Source organism: Paraburkholderia sp. BGA-UO-ETr-F21 (assembly GCF_059567925.1).
The window spans coordinates 476,427-493,325 of the sequence record NZ_JCAQOY010000036.1; the positions used below are offsets into that span (position 1 = coordinate 476,427).

Annotated in this window: 15 protein-coding genes; 5 read left to right on the plus strand and 10 right to left on the minus strand. The window is 62.9% G+C overall.

What is annotated here, in order from left to right; all coding sequences use genetic code 11:
• Positions 1 to 20: 20 nt before the first annotated feature.
• The 4 genes from AC57B1_RS23270 to AC57B1_RS23285 all read left to right on the plus strand — a co-directional run bounded on the left by AC57B1_RS23270 (position 21) and on the right by AC57B1_RS23285 (position 5,193).
• On the plus strand, positions 21 to 1,109 hold the full coding sequence (locus tag AC57B1_RS23270) for an ABC transporter substrate-binding protein (protein ID WP_408352921.1): 1,089 nt from the start codon (positions 21 to 23) through the stop codon (positions 1,107 to 1,109).
• 98 nt (positions 1,110 to 1,207) lie between these two features.
• Positions 1,208 to 2,977 (plus strand): ABC transporter permease, encoded by a 1,770-nt coding sequence (locus AC57B1_RS23275; protein WP_496418804.1) that lies wholly within the window; start codon positions 1,208 to 1,210, stop codon positions 2,975 to 2,977.
• Complete coding sequence (locus AC57B1_RS23280; RefSeq protein ID WP_496418805.1) at positions 2,970 to 4,037, plus strand: ABC transporter ATP-binding protein; 1,068 nt, start codon at positions 2,970 to 2,972, stop codon at positions 4,035 to 4,037. The genes AC57B1_RS23275 and AC57B1_RS23280 overlap by 8 nt, the downstream gene beginning before the upstream one ends.
• 79 nt (positions 4,038 to 4,116) lie before the next feature.
• Positions 4,117 to 5,193 (plus strand): porin, encoded by a 1,077-nt coding sequence (locus AC57B1_RS23285; protein WP_496418806.1) that lies wholly within the window; start codon positions 4,117 to 4,119, stop codon positions 5,191 to 5,193.
• Positions 5,194 to 5,324: 131 nt separating this feature from the next.
• On the opposite strand, the gene rhaS is transcribed toward AC57B1_RS23285, so the two are convergent.
• The 6 genes from rhaS to rhaM all read right to left on the minus strand — a co-directional run bounded on the left by rhaS (position 5,325) and on the right by rhaM (position 11,370).
• The gene (gene rhaS, locus AC57B1_RS23290) at positions 5,325 to 6,332 is read right to left on the minus strand and encodes a rhamnose ABC transporter substrate-binding protein (RefSeq protein WP_011492225.1); all 1,008 of its coding nucleotides are present in this window, start codon (positions 6,330 to 6,332) and stop codon (positions 5,325 to 5,327) included.
• 92 nt (positions 6,333 to 6,424) lie between these two features.
• A complete protein-coding gene (locus AC57B1_RS23295) occupies positions 6,425 to 7,441 on the minus strand; it encodes an ABC transporter permease (protein WP_091807709.1) in 1,017 nt (338 codons plus the stop codon).
• Positions 7,434 to 8,492 (minus strand): ABC transporter permease, encoded by a 1,059-nt coding sequence (locus AC57B1_RS23300; RefSeq protein WP_011492227.1) that lies wholly within the window; start codon positions 8,490 to 8,492, stop codon positions 7,434 to 7,436. Before AC57B1_RS23300 ends, AC57B1_RS23295 begins: the two co-directional genes overlap by 8 nt.
• Positions 8,489 to 10,039 carry a sugar ABC transporter ATP-binding protein gene (locus AC57B1_RS23305; RefSeq protein WP_408184139.1) on the minus strand — a complete coding sequence of 517 codons (1,551 nt, stop codon included), beginning with the start codon at positions 10,037 to 10,039 and terminating at the stop codon, positions 8,489 to 8,491. The genes AC57B1_RS23300 and AC57B1_RS23305 overlap by 4 nt, the downstream gene beginning before the upstream one ends.
• A gap of 35 nt (positions 10,040 to 10,074) precedes the next feature.
• Positions 10,075 to 10,968 (minus strand): amidohydrolase family protein, encoded by an 894-nt coding sequence (locus AC57B1_RS23310; RefSeq protein ID WP_496418807.1) that lies wholly within the window; start codon positions 10,966 to 10,968, stop codon positions 10,075 to 10,077.
• Between the two features lie 78 nt (positions 10,969 to 11,046).
• Entirely contained in the window at positions 11,047 to 11,370 is a 324-nt protein-coding gene (gene rhaM, locus AC57B1_RS23315) for an L-rhamnose mutarotase (protein ID WP_496418808.1), read from the minus strand.
• Between the two features lie 131 nt (positions 11,371 to 11,501).
• On the opposite strand from rhaM, the gene AC57B1_RS23320 reads away from it, so the two are divergent.
• Positions 11,502 to 12,503, plus strand: coding sequence for a LysR family transcriptional regulator (locus AC57B1_RS23320; RefSeq protein WP_091807698.1), 1,002 nt, complete (start codon positions 11,502 to 11,504; stop codon positions 12,501 to 12,503).
• Between the two features lie 15 nt (positions 12,504 to 12,518).
• Here AC57B1_RS23320 and lra1 read toward each other — a convergent pair whose 3' ends face one another.
• The 4 genes from lra1 to AC57B1_RS23340 all read right to left on the minus strand — a co-directional run bounded on the left by lra1 (position 12,519) and on the right by AC57B1_RS23340 (position 16,801).
• Positions 12,519 to 13,301 (minus strand): L-rhamnose 1-dehydrogenase Lra1, encoded by a 783-nt coding sequence (gene lra1, locus AC57B1_RS23325; protein WP_408352934.1) that lies wholly within the window; start codon positions 13,299 to 13,301, stop codon positions 12,519 to 12,521.
• 105 nt (positions 13,302 to 13,406) lie between these two features.
• Positions 13,407 to 14,585, minus strand: a complete 1,179-nt coding sequence (gene rhmD, locus AC57B1_RS23330) for an L-rhamnonate dehydratase (RefSeq protein ID WP_091807696.1) — start codon at positions 14,583 to 14,585, stop codon at positions 13,407 to 13,409.
• 37 nt (positions 14,586 to 14,622) lie between these two features.
• Complete coding sequence (locus tag AC57B1_RS23335; RefSeq protein ID WP_496418809.1) at positions 14,623 to 15,951, minus strand: MFS transporter; 1,329 nt, start codon at positions 15,949 to 15,951, stop codon at positions 14,623 to 14,625.
• 97 nt (positions 15,952 to 16,048) lie between these two features.
• Positions 16,049 to 16,801 carry an SDR family NAD(P)-dependent oxidoreductase gene (locus tag AC57B1_RS23340; protein ID WP_496418810.1) on the minus strand — a complete coding sequence of 251 codons (753 nt, stop codon included), beginning with the start codon at positions 16,799 to 16,801 and terminating at the stop codon, positions 16,049 to 16,051.
• Positions 16,802 to 16,899 lie beyond the last annotated feature (98 nt).

Below are 16,899 nucleotides of genomic sequence, written 5' to 3' on the forward strand. Positions count from 1 at the left end.
GAAGTTATCTGGAGGAAGACGTGCAAAACGCTTTGAAAGTACTCGCAGCAGCTGTCGCATTCACCGTCAATTCAGCATGGGCAGCCATTCCGGCCGGCTATCCAGGCGATTACCAGGCCACTATCGACGGCGCAAAAAAGGAAGGCAAGCTGATCGTCTACTCGGTCACGGACACCGCGCTGGTGCGTCCGCTCATCAAGGATTTTGAAAGCATGTATGGCGTCAAGGTCGACTACAACGACATGAGCAGCACCGAGCTATACAACCGCTATATCAGCGAGAACGCAGCGAGCAGCATCAGCGCCGACGTGCTGTGGAGTTCGGCCATGGATCTGCAGGTCAAGCTCGTCAACGACGGCTTGATGGCCGCCTACGAGTCGCCCGAAACGAATCAGTTGCCGCAATGGGCGCAGTACCAGAAACAGGCTTACGGCACCACCTACGAGCCGCTCGCGATCGTCTACAACAAACGCCTGCTGCCGCCCGGCGACGTGCCGCAAACGCGCGCCGATCTGATCAAACTGCTGCAAGCCAGGCCCGATCAGTTCAAGGGCCGCGTCACCACTTACGACATCGAAAAGTCCGGCGTGGGCTTCAACTATCTGACTCAGGACGTGCGCGTCAATCCGCAGGTCACGTGGAATCTGGTGAAAGCCATTGGCGCCACCGGCCCGAAGCTGCAATCAAGCACCGGCGCGATGATGGAGCGCATTTCCTCGGGCGAGAACCTGATCGGCTACAACATTCTCGGCTCGTACGCGCAGACCAAAGCAAAGAAAGATCCGTCGATCGGCTACGTCTATCCGAAGGACTACACGCTAGTTGTCAGCCGGCTCGTGACGATCTCGAAGAAAGCACACAGCCCGAACGCCGCGAAGCTGTGGGTCGACTATCTGCTCTCGGAACGCGGCCAGACCTTGCTGGCGAATCAGGCGGGCCTGTTCTCGATTCGCGCGGACGTGCAGGGTGAAACGTCGATGGCCGGCCTCACGAAGCAGCTCGGCGACTCGCTCAAACCGATCCCGATCGGCTCGGGCTTGCTGGTCTACCTCGACCAGTCGAAGCGCCTCGAATTCTTCAAGCAATGGCAACAGTCGATCAAGCGCTAGCCCTTCGCGTTTGACACAGCGGCGCGCGCGCTGACACGCGCGGCCGCCCTTCCTTCCATACCTGTCGATATGCGGCTTTGTGCCGCAGGGGGACACTCATGCTTTCCACTAGCGCAACCGGACACCGCGCGGCACCACCGCACGCGGCAGACGGCGGCTCCATCGGCGCGCTGTCGCGCGGCGGACTGCAACCGTTCATGGGACTGCTGCGCTGGCTCGTCATCGCGGTGCTGACCGTGGCGGTGGCGCTGCCACTCGGCTTCATCCTGCTGCAAAGCGTGCTGAGCGCGCCGTTCTTCGACGCAAAGCGCACGCTCGGCCTCGCCGGCTTCGAATTCATTTTTAGCGACCCGGACTTCTGGTCCGCGCTGAAAAACTCCTTTGTCATCGCGGCCGGGATGCTGTTCATCTCGATTCCGCTCGGCGGTATTCTCGCGTTCCTGATGGTGCGCACCGACCTGCCCGGCCGCCGCTGGCTCGAACCGCTGCTGCTCACGCCCGTGTTCGTCTCGCCGATGGTGCTCGCCTTCGGCTACGTGGTCGCCGCCGGCCCGGTCGGTTTTTACTCGGTCTGGTGGATGGAACTGTTCGGCACCGCGCAAGCGCCGTGGACCGTCTATTCGGTTTTCGCCATCACGGTGATCGTCGGCCTCACACATGTGCCGCACGTGTACCTGTATTCGTCGGCGGCGCTGCGCAATCTCGGCTCGGATGTCGAAGAAGCGGCCCGCGTGGCCGGTGCGCGGCCGTTTCGCGTCGCGCTCGACGTGAGCCTGCCGATGACCCTGCCCGCGCTGCTGTTCGCCGGCGTGCTGGTGTTCTTCCTCGGCTTCGAAGTATTCGGCTTGCCGCTCGTACTCGGCGATCCCGAAGGGCACCTCGTGCTGGCCACTTATCTCTACAAGCTCACCAACAAGCTGGGCGTGCCCTCGTATCACCTGATGGCCGCGGTTGCGATGTGCATCGTCGCGATCACGTTCCCGCTCGTGCTGCTGCAACGCCGGCTGCTAAGGAGCGCGAACCGCTTCGTGACGGTCAAGGGCAAGGCGGGACGGCAGACCGTGCTGCCGCTCGGCGTGTGGCGCTGGGTCGCGCTCGGCATCGTCGCGCTGTGGCTATTCTTGACGGTGTTCGTGCCGATCTCCGGCATTACGTTACGTGCGTTCGTCACGCACTGGGGACATGGCGTGCATCTCGCGGATGCGCTCACGCTTGTCAACTTCACGGAACTGTTCGAGCAGAACAACCTGGTCCGCGCGATTCTCAACACGCTCGGCATCGGGGTGTTCGGCGGCGCGCTGGCGGTCGGCTTCTATTCACTGGTGGCGTTCGCCGGTCATCGCCGCAACGACTGGGCCACGCGCCTGCTCGATTACCTCGTGCTGCTGCCGCGTGCGGTGCCGGGCCTGCTCGCCGGTCTCGCGTTCCTGTGGGTGTTCCTGTTCGTGCCTGGCCTCAAGGAACTGAAGAACTCGATGTGGAGCATCTGGATCGCGTACACCGTCGTCTGGCTCGCCTACGGCATGCGCCTGATTCAGAGCGCGCTGCTGCAAGTCGGGCCTGAACTGGAGGAAGCGGGACGCAGCGTCGGCGCCACGCGTGCGCGCGTCAGTCTCGATGTGACGCTGCCACTCGTGCGCTTCGGCCTGCTCGCCGCGTGGCTGCTGATTTTCATGATCTTCGAGCGCGAATATTCGACCGCTGTCTATCTGCTCTCGCCCGGCACGGAAGTGATCGGCGCGCTGCTCGTGTCGCTGTGGGCCACCGGGTCGGTCGACCAGGTCGCGGCGCTTTCTGTCATCAACATCGCGATGGTCGGCGCCGGACTCGGTGTCGCGCTGCGCTTCGGAGTGAAATTGCATGGATAAGCTCTCAGTCGACAACCTCTTTCTGAGCTATGGCGACAACCCGATTCTCAAAGGCGTGTCGTTCGAACTGAACCCCGGCGAAGTGGTCTGCCTGCTGGGCGCGTCGGGCAGCGGCAAGACCACGCTGTTGCGCGCGGTGGCCGGACTCGAACAGCCGTCGTCGGGCCGCATCGAACTGGACGGTCAGGCGTTTTTCGACGGCGCGGCGCATGTCGATCTGCCGGTCGAGCAGCGCTCGCTGGGACTCGTGTTCCAGTCGTATGCGCTGTGGCCGCATCGCACCGTGGCCGATAACGTCGGCTATGGATTGAAACTGCGGCGCGTCTCGCCCGCCGAGCAGAAAAAACGCGTGCAGGCCGCACTCGACCAACTCGGCCTCGGCCACCTTGCCTCGCGTTATCCGTATCAGCTTTCCGGCGGCCAGCAACAGCGTGTCGCGATTGCGCGAGCGCTGGTCTACAACCCGCCGGTGATTCTGCTCGACGAACCGCTCTCGAATCTGGACGCCAAGCTGCGCGAAGAAGCCCGCGCCTGGCTGCGCGAGCTGATCGTGTCACTGGGCCTCTCTGCGTTGTGCGTGACGCACGACCAGACCGAAGCGATGGCGATGTCCGACCGCATTCTGTTGCTACGCAACGGCCGCATCGAACAGGAAGGCACGCCCGCCGAACTGTACGGCGCGCCCCGCTCGCTCTACACCGCCGAGTTCATGGGCAGCAACAACCGCATCGACGCACGCGTGGCCGCGGTCGACGGCGAACGCGTGACGCTTGCCGGCGACGGCTGGCAACTGCAGGCGCAGGCACGCGAAGCACTCACGGCCGGACAGCACGCGCAGGCCGTGATCCGCCTCGAACGCGTGCAGGTCGCCGACGGTCCCGGCGCGAACCGGCTCGAAGCCGACCTCGTTACGTCGATGTATCTCGGCGACCGCTGGGAATACCTGTTTCATTGCGGCGACCTGCGCTTGCGCGCCTTTGGCCACGTGCCGCGCGCGGCCGGCCGCCACTGGATCGAATTCCCCGCCAACGACTGCTGGGCCTTCGCTCAGGCGAGCTGAAGCGCGGCATGCAGACCCCGAAGGACCTCTCCTTCAGGCTGCCCAATCGAAGTTACAAACCAACCACAGGAGACTGTTGATGAAGTGGAGCATGAAGAAGGCGACCGTCGGCGTCACTTGCGCCGGACTCGCCGGTTTTGCAGCCGGCGCGCACGCGCAATCGAGCGTGACCCTGTACGGCATCGTCGACGCCGGTGTCGAGTACGTGAACCATGCCAGCAAAGACGGTGGCGCCACGCGCCTCGTGTCCGGCGGCAAGAACACTTCGCGCTGGGGTTTGCGCGGCGTCGAGGATCTCGGTGGCGGCCTGAAGGCGGTGTTCCAGTTGGAAAGCGGCATCAACATCGCCAACGGCCAGTTCGACGACAGCTCCGGCGCGATCTTCGACCGCCGTGCAACCATCGGCCTGAAAAACCGCTTCGGGCAAATCACGCTCGGACGCAATTTCACGACCACGTACGACTACATGCTGCAGTTCGACCCAATGGGTTATGCGCCGAACTACTCGTGGGCGACGTCATCCACGGCGACGGGCGGCCGCAAGGACGGTCTGTTCTCGCGCTCGTCCAACGCGGTGCGTTATGACGGCACCTTCTCCGGCTTCAAGTTCGGCGCGATGTACGGTTTCGGCAACGTGCCGGGCAGCATGAAGTCGAGTTCGAAGTACGACTTCGCTCTTGGCTACGAGACCGGTCCGTTCGCCGCGGTCGTGACCTTCGACCGGCAGAACGGCGCGAACGACAGCGTCACGCCCGCCGATACCACCAACTATATCCAGGGCATTCACGCAGGCCTGAGCTACGACTTCGGCCCCGTGAAGGCAATGGCCGGTTATCGGAACTACCAGCGCACGTTCCACACCGCCGCGCCCACTTTGCGCAGCGACATGTACTGGCTCGGCGGTCAATATGAGGTGACGCCGTTCTTCTCGCTGTTCGCTGCGATCTACCATCAGGACATCAGGGACGCGAGCGACGCCGATCCGACGCTGTTCTCGCTGCGCGCGCAGTACGCGCTATCCAAGCGCACGGTGCTGTATATGGCGGGCGGTTATGCGATGGCCAGGCATGACAACGCTGTCAGTCTGTCACGCGATTTGATCGGCGCGGCGGATACGCAAACTGGCGTGACGGCGGGTATTCAGCATCGTTTCTGAAGCAACTGAGCTTAAGCGCTTAAGGCTTCCCGAAGAAAAAAAGCGCGCGGCTGTTGTTTGCCGGCGCGCCTCGTGTTTCTTGTCTCGTGAAAAGCATCGCCGCGAGAAACCACGCGGCGATGCTTGCCCACTCAGAAGTTAAAGTTGTCGATATTGCTCGCGTCGAACGTGGTGGGCGGTCCAAGAATGATTTCGCCTTGCGGCCCGATGGTCCGTTTGCCGAGCTTGCCGGCGTCGAACGACTCGCCTTCCTTACCGCTGATCGTGCCCGAAGACAGCGCGGCCGCGGCATAAGCAGCCAGGTAGCCGAGTTGACCCGGATCCCACAATTGGAACGCCTTCACGGTGCCGTTCTTCACGAACGCACGCATCTGGTTCGGCGTACCGAGACCGGTCACCGCTACCTTGCCCTTACTCGACGAAGTGGAGATATAACGCGCGGCTGCGGCAATACCGACCGTGGTCGGCGCGACGATCGCCTTCAGATTCGGATATGCCTGCAGCAGACCTTGCGTTTCGGTAAATGACTTCTGATCGTCGTCGTTACCGTAGGCGATCTTCACGAGCTTGATCTTCGAATACTCGGGCTTTTTCAGTTCTTCCTGCATCCACTTGATCCACGTGTTCTGATTGGTCGCATTGGGCGTGGCCGACAGCACGGCGAACTCGCCCTCGCCGCCCATCAGCTTGGCCACCAGTTGAACCTGGCCACGGCCGATGCCTTCCGCGTTCGCCTGGTTGACGAACAGTTGCCGGCCCTCGGGCGCCGTGTCCGAGTCGAAGGTCACGACCTTGATGCCTTGCGACATCGCTTTCTTCAGATACGGCACCACCGCATTGGCGTCGTTCGCTGCGATCACGATCGCGTCCTGGCGCTGCGTAATCAGCGTATTGATGTACTGCACTTGCGACGACGCGCCCGCATCCGACGGCCCCACCGCTTTGCCCACGCCGCCGAACTCCTTGATCGCGGTCATGCCGCCGTCGTCGGCGATCACTTCGTAGGGGTTGTTGATCTGCTTCGGCACGAATGCGATTTTCAGACCGCTTTTCAGGCCCGCGGCGGACGCGGCGCAACTGATCGCGATCAACGCAACGCAGAGCGCCGCGGTGCCGGTGTGACGTAGAGGTTTGAACATGAAGTGTCTCCTGCCTTGTTTGTTGGACGTGACGTTGTCCGGGTTATCGGTTGTTGGACTTTCTCTTCGCAGATGCAGGCACGGCTAAAAACTTAGACTGAAGATGCGGACTTCGCGATGAAACGCCGGTCGCGCGCCGCGCGCCAGCGCGCCACCAGATTCGGTATCAGCACCGAGGCCAGCAGCAGCACGCCGGTCACGATGGTCAACGTTTCGCTGGATACGTCGTCGAGCGTCAGCGCGTTTTTCAGCACGCCGATAATCAGCAGCGACAGCAGCACGCCGATCATCGACCCGCGTCCGCCGAAAATGCTCACACCGCCGAACAGCACCGCCGCGATCACCGACAACTCGAAACCTTCACCGTTGTCGCCCCGCGCGCTCGTGAAGCGCAGCGTATAGACCACGCCCGCCAGCGCGCTCATGGCGCCGGACAGCACGAACAGACGCAAGCGGATCTTTGCCACTTCGATACCGGAGAACGCCGCGGCGGTCGGATTCGCGCCGATCGCATAGAGACTGCGGCCGAACGCCGTGGACTGCAGCAGCACGGTGAACACCACCGCGCCGACGATCACGATCACAAACGGCAGCGGTATGAAACTCGAACCAACCGTGTCCATGCCGAACGCCGTGTAAGCCGCGGGGAAATCCGCCACCGCCTGGTCGCCGAGCAGCACATAGGCGAGGCCGCGAAACAGCGCCAACGTGCCGATCGTGACCGCGAGCGAAGGCAGATTGAGCTTGACGATCACGAGGCCGTTCAGCAGACCGGCCAAGGCTCCCGCGATCAGCACCAGCACGATCACGAGCGGCATCGGCAAGCCCATGTGCCATAGCACGCCCATCAACGCGCTGGACGCGCCGAGCACCGAGGCCACCGACAGATCGATTTCGGCGGCGACGATGATCAGCGTCATCGGCAGCGCCATCAACGCAATTTCGGTCAGATCCGCCAGCACGTTGCTCAGATTCGCGCCGGTGAGAAACACCGGCGACAGCAACCGCCCGAGCGCGAGCGAGAGAATCAGCACGATCACCAGCAACACTTCCCATTGCAGCGGCGTTTCGCGTTTGCGCGTGAGCAGCGCGGAATCGGGTTTAGCCATGATCGCGTTTCCTCATCATGCGTTTTGCGACGGAGCGGGCCAGCAAGGTATCGGCGGTAATCGCGGCGACGATCAGCGCGCCCTCGATGGCCTGCTCCCAGAATGGCGACACGTGCAGCACGACCAGCGCGATGCTGATCACGCCGAGCACGAGCGCGCCCAACGTCGCGCCGAGAATCGTGCCGACGCCGCCAGTGATTGCGACACTACCCACCACGGCGGCGGCCACCACTTGCAATTCGATGCCCTTCGCGGTGCTGGCATCCACGGTGCCGAAGCGTGCCAGCCACAACGCGCCCGCGAAACCGGCAATCGCGCCAGAGAGCAGAAATCCCGCCATCACACGACGCTCCACGTTCACACCGGCGAGACGCGCCGCCTCCGGATTCGAGCCGATCGCGTAGTGTTCGCGGCCACCGCGAAACTGCTTCAGATACACGGCGAGACCGGCCAGCACGACGATCGCGATCAGCGCAAGCGTGGGAATGCCGAGCAACGTTCCAGTCGCTAGACGAGAGAAAGCATCGGGCAGGCTGGTGGCGTTGATCTGCCCGCCATGCACCCACGCATAGTCCGCTCCGCGAAAAATGTACAGCGTGGATAGCGTCGCCACCAGCGACGGCACGCGTCCGACCGCGACGAGCAGCGCATTGATGCCGCCCGCCACGAGACCGATGGCAAGCCCCGCGGCCAACGCGACGATCACCGGCATCTGCGGAAACGCGACATACAGGCTGCCGACCGCATACGCGCTGATGCCGACCGTCGAGCCGACCGACAGATCGATATGCCGCATCAGGATCACCACGGTCATGCCGGCCGTCAGCAAGCTGATGATCGACACGTTCAGCAACACGTCGCGCAGGTTCTGCAGGTTCAGGAACTGCGGTTTCGCGAGCCCGGTGCCCACAATCAGCAGAATCAGTACGACGAACAGCGTTGTTTCGCGGCTCTTCGCGATGCTTGCGGCAAAGCCGCCCGGCGAGCCCGCCGTGCGCTTCGCGACCGGCGGATGGACCGGCGCGGGATGGGTGGAAGAATGGCGCATCATGCGGCGTGTCCCAGCGGTGGAATCGGTTGGACTGGATGGCCGACGGGTTGGCCAAGTGCGGCGCCCATGATGCGCTCCTCGTCGGCGTCGGCACGCGCTATATCCGCGCTGATACGTCCCTCGTGCATCACCAGCACGCGGTCGGCCATGCCGAGTACTTCGGGCAATTCGCTCGAGATCATCAGCACCGCCATGCCGTCGCGCACCAGTTCGGCGAGCGCGCTATACACCTCGGCCTTCGCGCCGACGTCGATCCCGCGCGTGGGTTCGTCGATGATCAGCACTTTCGGCCCGGTTGCCAGCCATTTGCCGAGCACGACTTTCTGCTGATTGCCGCCCGACAACGTGCCGACCGGCGCGTTCGGGTCGCCCGCCTTGAGACGCAGACGCGTGCCCCATTGATTGGCGAGTTGCGTCTCGCTGCGCGTCGAGATGAGGCCGTGTTTGACGAGCCGCCCGAGCACGGTCATCGAGGCATTGCGCGCAATGCTCAATTCCAGCGCGAGTCCTTGTTGCCGGCGGTCCTCCGGCACGAGCGCAAGTCCGGCGCGCACCGCGGCGGCGGGCCGGCCTGCCGTCAGACGCTTGCCGGCAATCCAGATTTCGCCCGAGTCGAGCGGATCGATGCCGAAGATCGCGCGCGCGACTTCGCTGCGCCCCGCGCCGACCAGCCCGGCCAGCGCCACGATCTCGCCCGCGCGCACGTCGAAGGAAATGTCCTTGAAGACGCCCACGCGCGTGAGGCCGCGTACCGACAGGCGCACTTCCCCAGGCGGCCGGTCGGCTTTCGGATAGAAGGTTTCCAGATCGCGCCCGACCATTTTGGCCACGATCGACTCAGTGGTGAGATCGGCGGTCAGGCCGTCGAAAACTTTCGCGCCGTCGCGCATGATCGTGACGCGCTGTGTCAGCGCGAATACTTCGTCGAGCCGGTGCGTGATGAACAGAATCGCCACGTCACGCTCGCGCAGCTTGCGCACGATCGCAAAGAGCCGCTCCACTTCGGGCAGCGACAACGCGGCGGTCGGTTCGTCCATGATGAGCACGTTGGCGTTCAGCGACAACGCCTTGGCAATTTCGATCACCTGCTGATCGGCAATCGACAAACCGCGCACCAGTTGATCGGCGCGCAGATCGACACCGAGCGACGCCAGCAAGCCGTCCACCTCGCGGCGCATCGCGTCGTATTGAATGCGGCCGATCCGGTCCACCGGCTGCCGCCCCATGAAGATGTTCTCCGCGATCGACAGATCGAAGAACAGCGTCGGTTCCTGATAGATGACCGCGAGCCCGGCGTCGCGCGCTTCAGCGGGTGTCGCGAAGCGGCGCGCCACGCCGTCCACCAGCAACTCGCCGGTATCCGGCTGATGCACGCCCGCGAGAATCTTCACGAGCGTCGATTTGCCCGCGCCGTTCTCGCCGAGCAACGCATGCACTTCTCCCGGCCATAGCGCGAGATCGCCGTCGGAAAGCGCGCGAACCCGGCCGAATGATTTACTCGCGTGCCGCAATTCGAGCCGCGGCACTGAGGATGTGGCTTGCTGCACAGCGTGTCTCCTTCTTTTTCGCGTTCCAATGCCCTTCAGATGCGGTAGCAACGTTCCGCATTACGGCAAAACAGCGCCTCTTTCTCGGCGACGCTCGCGCCATCCACGATCGATGCATACGCATGCCACAAATCCGCGTATGAGCCGAACAGCCGGTCGACGGGAAAATTCGAGGCGAACATCGCGCGCTCGACGCCGAACGTATCGATCGTTTCGAGCACGTACGGCCGTAGGCTTTCAACACTCCACTGGTGGTCGAACATCGCGAGTCCACTGATCTTCACCGCGACATTGCGGCAACCGGCGAGCAGGCGCATGCCGTCGCGCCAGGCGCGATAGCCCGCCACGCTATTACGGTCCACGAACATGCCCGCGTGGTTGATCACGAATTGCGTGTCGCCATGCGAGCGCGCCAACGCCGCCGCTTCTTCCATCTGTGACGGATACAGTTGCAGATCAAACGACATGTCGTAACGGCGCAGCAACGCGAAGTGTTCGCGCCATTGCGGCTCGCGCATGAAATGACGGCCGACGTAATCGAACAGCTTGTTCTCGTGCACGTTCAGAATCTGCCGGATGCCACGCGTATTCGCGAACGACGCATGCGCTTCGAGCACGGCCGGCGCATTCGGCGCGGACAGATCCACCGCGGCGACGATCGCGTTCGGCATGCCGCGCGATTCCTTGCGATCCGCAATGGATTGCAGCCAGCGCGTTTCTTCGACCGGATCGGCGGGATCGTGATTCGCTTCCACGTGCACCAGTTTCAGTACCTCGACATCGCCCGCCTCGCCCAGCAGATCGTCCAGCAGGTAGTCGTGCTTCAAGTCACGCGCATCGCCCACGAACGACACGCCCGGGTTTTCCAGCCACGGATAGCGATGCGTTTTCAGATCCCACAAATGGATATGCGAATCGACCACCTGCATGCGACATCCTCCGTCCGGTGAAGATCGTTTCGAGTCAGATCATGTAAGTCTGCTGAGCGGCAATCAGATCAAGTCGGCTTAGCTCAGCGAGTTCAGGTGAAAGACCGGTTCGAGCGGCTGCTGAAGCGGCGTGTGATCCGGCGCCGTGTGCATGATGTCAGCCATGTAATCCCACCATTTGCGCATGACGTCGAGTTGCGGCAGTTCGTCCATGGTGTGATGGTTGTTTCGCGTCAGCACGGCGAAGAGATGGTGCGAGTCCGGGTCGAAGAAAATCCGGTAGTCGCGAACACCGGCATTGTGCAATGCATCAACCAGTTCGGGCCAGATTTGCGCGTGACGTCGTTCGTATTCCTCGCGCATGCCGGGGTTGAGCACCATCCGGAAAGCGATTGTTTCCATTGCGGCCTGTCTCCCGTCGTATCGGAGCGCTTTCTCGGAGAAGCGCCTGATGCGACTATAATTCCTGCGTCGATAGCATCTCAATCCGTTGTTGGGATTGGGCGATCCACAAACCGAATCGCACCCGACCCATGAGCCAACACTCAGCAACTGTCGCACTCGTCAATCGGCTCAAATTCAAGCACCTCGCGCTGCTCGTCGCGCTCGACGACGCGCGCAATCTCCATCAGGCCGCAGAGGCCGTCAACGTGGCCCAGCCGAGCGCGAGCCGCATGCTCGGCGATATCGAAGAAGCATTCGGCTTTCTGCTGTTCGAGCGCAACGCGCGCGGCATGACGCCCACGCCGCTTGGCGTCGTCACGCTGGCCTATGCCCGGCGTGCACTGGCGGAACTGACCCGTTTCGCCGAAGACCTCGACGTCAAACGCCGCGGCGGTCACGGCCAACTGACGGTCGGCGCGATCATGGGCGCCGCGCCCGATCTGCTGGCCATGGCGGTCGCCGCGCTGAAAACCGAAAGCCCGCTGTTGAACGTGCGCATTCTCGGCGAGACCAGTGACCAGGTCGTGCAATTGCTGCATCGCCGCGAAGTCGATCTGGCGCTCGGGCGCCTGACCAGCCCGCTGCAACACAACGATTTCAGTTTCGAGCCGCTCGCGCGCGAAACGCTGCTGCTCGTGGTGCGTGCGGTGCATCCGCTCGCGCAGCGCGCGCGCGTCAGCTTGCGTGAGCTGATCGACTGGCCGTGGGTGGCGCAGCCCGTCACCAGTCCGGCGCGCGTGCTGTTCGAAGAGGAACTGGCGCGCGCGGGACTGGCCACGCCGGTGAATCTGACCGAATGCGCGTCGATCTTCGCTACGCTGCAATTGCTCGAGAATTACGATGCGGTGGCCATGCTGCCCGAGTCGGTCGTGCGCGATCATTTGCGCGGCAAACTGCTCGTCGCGTTGCCGCTCGAAATCGGCAAGAGCCTTTCGGGCTTCGGCATTCTCACGCGCAAGGAAGAACCGCTCGCAGAACCGGCGCTGCGTTTCATCGACCTGTTGCGCGGTTTCTCGCACAAGCTCAAACGCGACGACACCGCCGCGGCCGCATCTGACTCCCTGGTCGCGGCTTCGGCTCCGGTGAACTGAAATCGGCATCGCGCGTTATTGCAGGTTGACGAAGAGGCCGCCGTCCACCAGCAGCGCAGCGCCCGTCACATAGCGCGCGCGCTCGGAGGCGAGGAACGTCACGCAATCGGCGACATCTTCCGGGCGGCCCAGTCTGCCGAGCGGGATGCGTTTTTCGAAGTAGGCTTTTTTGGCTTCGTCGGCGAGGTCTTCAGCGTTCAGATCGGTGGCGATGGTGCCGGGCATCACCGAGTTGCAGCGAATGCCATACGGTCCCAATGCGACCGCGCAGGATTGCATCAACGAATGCACGCCCGCTTTGGTCGGCGTGTAATGCGTCTGCATGCCGCCGCCCACCAGCGCGCTGATCGAACTCGTCGCCACGATCGCGCCGCCCGTACCCTGCGCTTTCATCTGTTGCGCGGCGGCTTGCGTTACATAGAACGCGCCGTTCAGATTGACCGCCACCGTCGATTCCAACACCTCCGGCGGCATGTCGAGAAAAGCATGAAACGGACAGATGCCCGCGTTGCTGGCCAGCACGTCGACTTTGCCGAACGCCTCGACCGTGTGGCGCACCAGTTGCTGACCGGTTTCGCGCGCAGCGACGTTGCCTTCGATCGCAATCACGCGCCGCCCCAGCGCCTCGATTTCACCGACCACTTCCGCAACGGCGGAACGGCGTCCATACGATGCGTCGTTGTCGCCCCAGTAGTTGATCGCTACGTCCGCGCCTTCGGTTGCGCACGCAACGGCTATCGCGCGGCCGATGCCGCGCGAGCCGCCGGTGACGATCACGACCTTGTCCTTGAGCAGCACGTCATTCTCCTTTCAGGGTTCGAATTTGCGACGGGTGACGCGCACGGCGCGGCTCGACCCGACAACAAGCAATCAACACGCACTCATCGCGAACTCAACGCGAACTCAACGCGCATAAGGCCGCACCAGCGCGCATTCCGGATTCAGCCTCACGCCGAAGCCCGGCGCGTCCGGCACCTTCATGCGCCCGTTCACGGGCACGGGTTCATCGAGCAACAGTGGCGTGAACATCGGCACGACTTCGTCGGCTTTGGGCGCCATCATCAGAAACTCGGCGAACGGCGAGTTGTGCCGCGTGACCACGAAGTGATAGCTATACACCGACGAACCGTGCGGCACGACCATCACATTGTGGGCATCCGCTAGCGCGGAGATCTTGATCAACTCGGTAATGCCGCCGCACCAGCCGACATCCGGTTGAATCAGATCGCAACATTGCATCTCCAGCAACATGCGAAAGCCCCAGCGCGTTGCTTCGTGTTCGCCGGTCGACACCATCATGCCGCGTGGCACATTGCGGCGCAGTTCGGCGTAACCCCAGTAGTCGTCGGGCGGCAGGCACTCTTCGATCCATTTCAGGCCATACTCGTGCGCCGCTTGCGCGAGCCGTGTGGCATACGGCACATCGAGGCTCATCCAGCAGTCGTACATCAGCCAGAAGTCGTCGCCCACCCGGCTGCGCATGTCCGCGAGCTTTTCCAGATTCTTCTTGAGGCCCGCTTCGCCTTCGGCAGGACCGTGCTGCAACGGCAGCTTGCCGCCGATGAATCCCATCTCCTTCGCCAGATCGGGCCGCGCGCCAGTCGCATAGAACACCAGCTCGTCGCGCACCGGACCGCCCAATAGCTGGTACACCGGCTCTTTGCGCACTTTCGCGAGCAGATCCCACAACGCGAGATCGACGCCCGAGATCGTATTCAGCACGACCCCTTTGCGACCGTAATACAGAGTCGAGAAGTACATCTGATCCCACATTTTCTCGATGTCGGTAACGAGTTGCCCTTCGAGAAAACGCGCGAGATGTTTCTCGACGATGAACGCGCCGATCTCGCCACCCGTCGTCACCGCAAAACCCACGGTGCCGTCGCTCGCTTCGATCTCCACCACGAGCGTGCCCAGCACATTGATACCGAATGACTGGCGGCTCTGGCGATACTCCGGATAACGCGCCATCGGCGTGGAGATGTGATCGTCGATCCAGTGTCCGCCGGGTTGGTCGTGATAATCCGCACCGCCGCCGCGGACGATGAAGGCACGCACGTGCCGAATGGTAGGCATGGCCATGTATGGAGGCTCCGTTATGAGTGCGTCGAGCGAGCGCCTAGCGGGCGCGATGCAGTAAGGTTTTGAAAGTTGCGCCCGGCTGGGCGGCGTCGCGCCGCAATAGCGTGCCGATCAAAAGCGCGGCGAGCAGACTCGACATGCCCAGCACGACCAATCCCGCCGACTTCGACGAAAAGGCATGTTCCGCCGCGGTGCGCAAGCTCGGCGCAATGAAACCGCCGAGCCCGCCGAGCGAATTGATCAACGCGATACCGCCCGCCGCGGCCGCGCCTGTGAGGTGACGCGTGGGAAACGTCCAGAAAAGCGGCTGCGCGGCAATGAAACCGCTCGCGGCACAACACAGCGCGAGTAAGCCGATGGAAGGACTGCTCGCGAGTCCGGACACACCAATGCCGAGCCCGGCGACGATCAGCAACGCCACCGCCCAACGCCGATGCCCACCGGTGCGATCCGCGCGGCGCGGCACGTACCACGTCACAGCCAGCGCACACAGCCATGGGAGCGCGGCGACGAGACCCACACGCAAGCCGACCGTCGTTCCAAGGAAAGCCGCCACCTGTTGCGGCAGATAGAAAATCACGCCGTACACACTCATCTGGATCAGCAGATAGATCGCCGACAGCAGCAACACGCGCCTATCCACCAGGGCGGCCAGAATGTTATGCGGGCCGTGCGCGGACGCAGCACGCGCATCGTCTTCGAGTGCGCTACGCAAGGTGGCGCGCTCCTGCGGTTCGAGCCAACGCGCGTCTTCGGGGCGATTGTCGAGATACCAGAATGCCCACACGCCCACCAGCGAAGCCAGCACGCCCTCCACCAGAAAGAGCCATTGCCAGCCGGCAAGACCCAGCGCGCCATGCAATTCGAGCAGCGACCCCGACAACGGGCTGCCAAAAATAAACGCCAGCGGCGCGCCGAAATAAAACACGCCCACCGCACGCGCCCGGGACGACTGCGGAAACCAGTGGGTGAGGTAATAGATCACGCCCGGAAAGAAACCCGCCTCGGCGACGCCGAGCAGAAACCGTAGCGTATAGAACGCCGTGGGCGTATGCGCGAGGCTCATCGCGGCCGACACGAGCCCCCATGTCACCATGATCCGGCACATCCAGGCGCGCGCGCCGACCCGATGCAACAGCAGATTGCTCGGGACTTCGAACAATGCATAGCCGACAAAAAACACGCCCGCACCGAAGGCAAACGCCGCATTCGACAAACCTGTGTCGTGCCGCAAAGCCTTTTGCGCGAAACCAATGTTGGCGCGATCGAGGAACGCCAGCACATACATCAGCAGTAGAAACGGCAGTAGCCGGCGCATTACCTTGCCGTTGATCGCCTCGAGTGAAACGGGCGCATGCGTGTCCATGTCGTCTCCTTCGCAGAGCACGCGCGGGTGGCGGCTCTGCGGGTTTCTTTTCTTGTGTAGCGCTACCGTGCTAACGCAGGTGCGACGCCGCGCCGGCTTAGTAGGTTGCGCGGCCGCCGGACAGGTCGAATACCGAAGCGGTACTGAACGCGCAGTCCTCGGACGAGAGCCACAGAATCAACGACGCCGCTTCTTCGGGCAACAGGAAGCGGTTCATGGGAATCTTCGAAAGCATGTAGTCGATGTGTTGCTGCGACATCGAATCGAAGATCTCGGTTTTAGCCGCGGCGGGCGTGACCGCATTGACGAGAATGTTCTTCGTCGCGAGTTCTTTGCCGAGCGATTTGGTCAAGCCGATGAGTCCGGCCTTGGAGGCGCTGTAATGCGAGGCGTTAGGGTTGCCCTCCTTGCCCGCCACCGAGGCGATATTGACGATCCGGCCATAGCCCTGCTTGAGCATTTGCGGCACGACCGCGCGGCAGGTCAGATACGGGCCGATCAGGTTGACATCGATCACGCGGCGCCAGATGTCGGGCGCCAGTTCCCACGTGGTGCCATTGCCGCCGGTGATGCCGGCACAATTGATCAACACGTCGATCGCCCCGTGATCGGCAACGGTTTGCGCCACGGCCTGTGCGACGGCGGCTTCCTGTGTCAGTTCGACTGAGATCGCGGTGACTTTGCCCAATTCGCTCAGCTCACGCTGACTGCGGGCAAGACGTTCGGCGTCCACATCCCATAGCGCGACCGATGCGCCCGAGTTGAGTGCCCGCTGCGCCACTGCGTAGCCGATACCACGCGCGCCGCCGGTAATGGCGACTACGCGCCCCTCCAGATCGATTCGATTCATCGCTGTGCTCCTGTTGGCAGGCCTGAACGGCATGCCTTTGTGTTGTTGTATCCGGCTGTCTGTGCTGCTGGCCCAGCCAATATACGAGCGGCGCGATG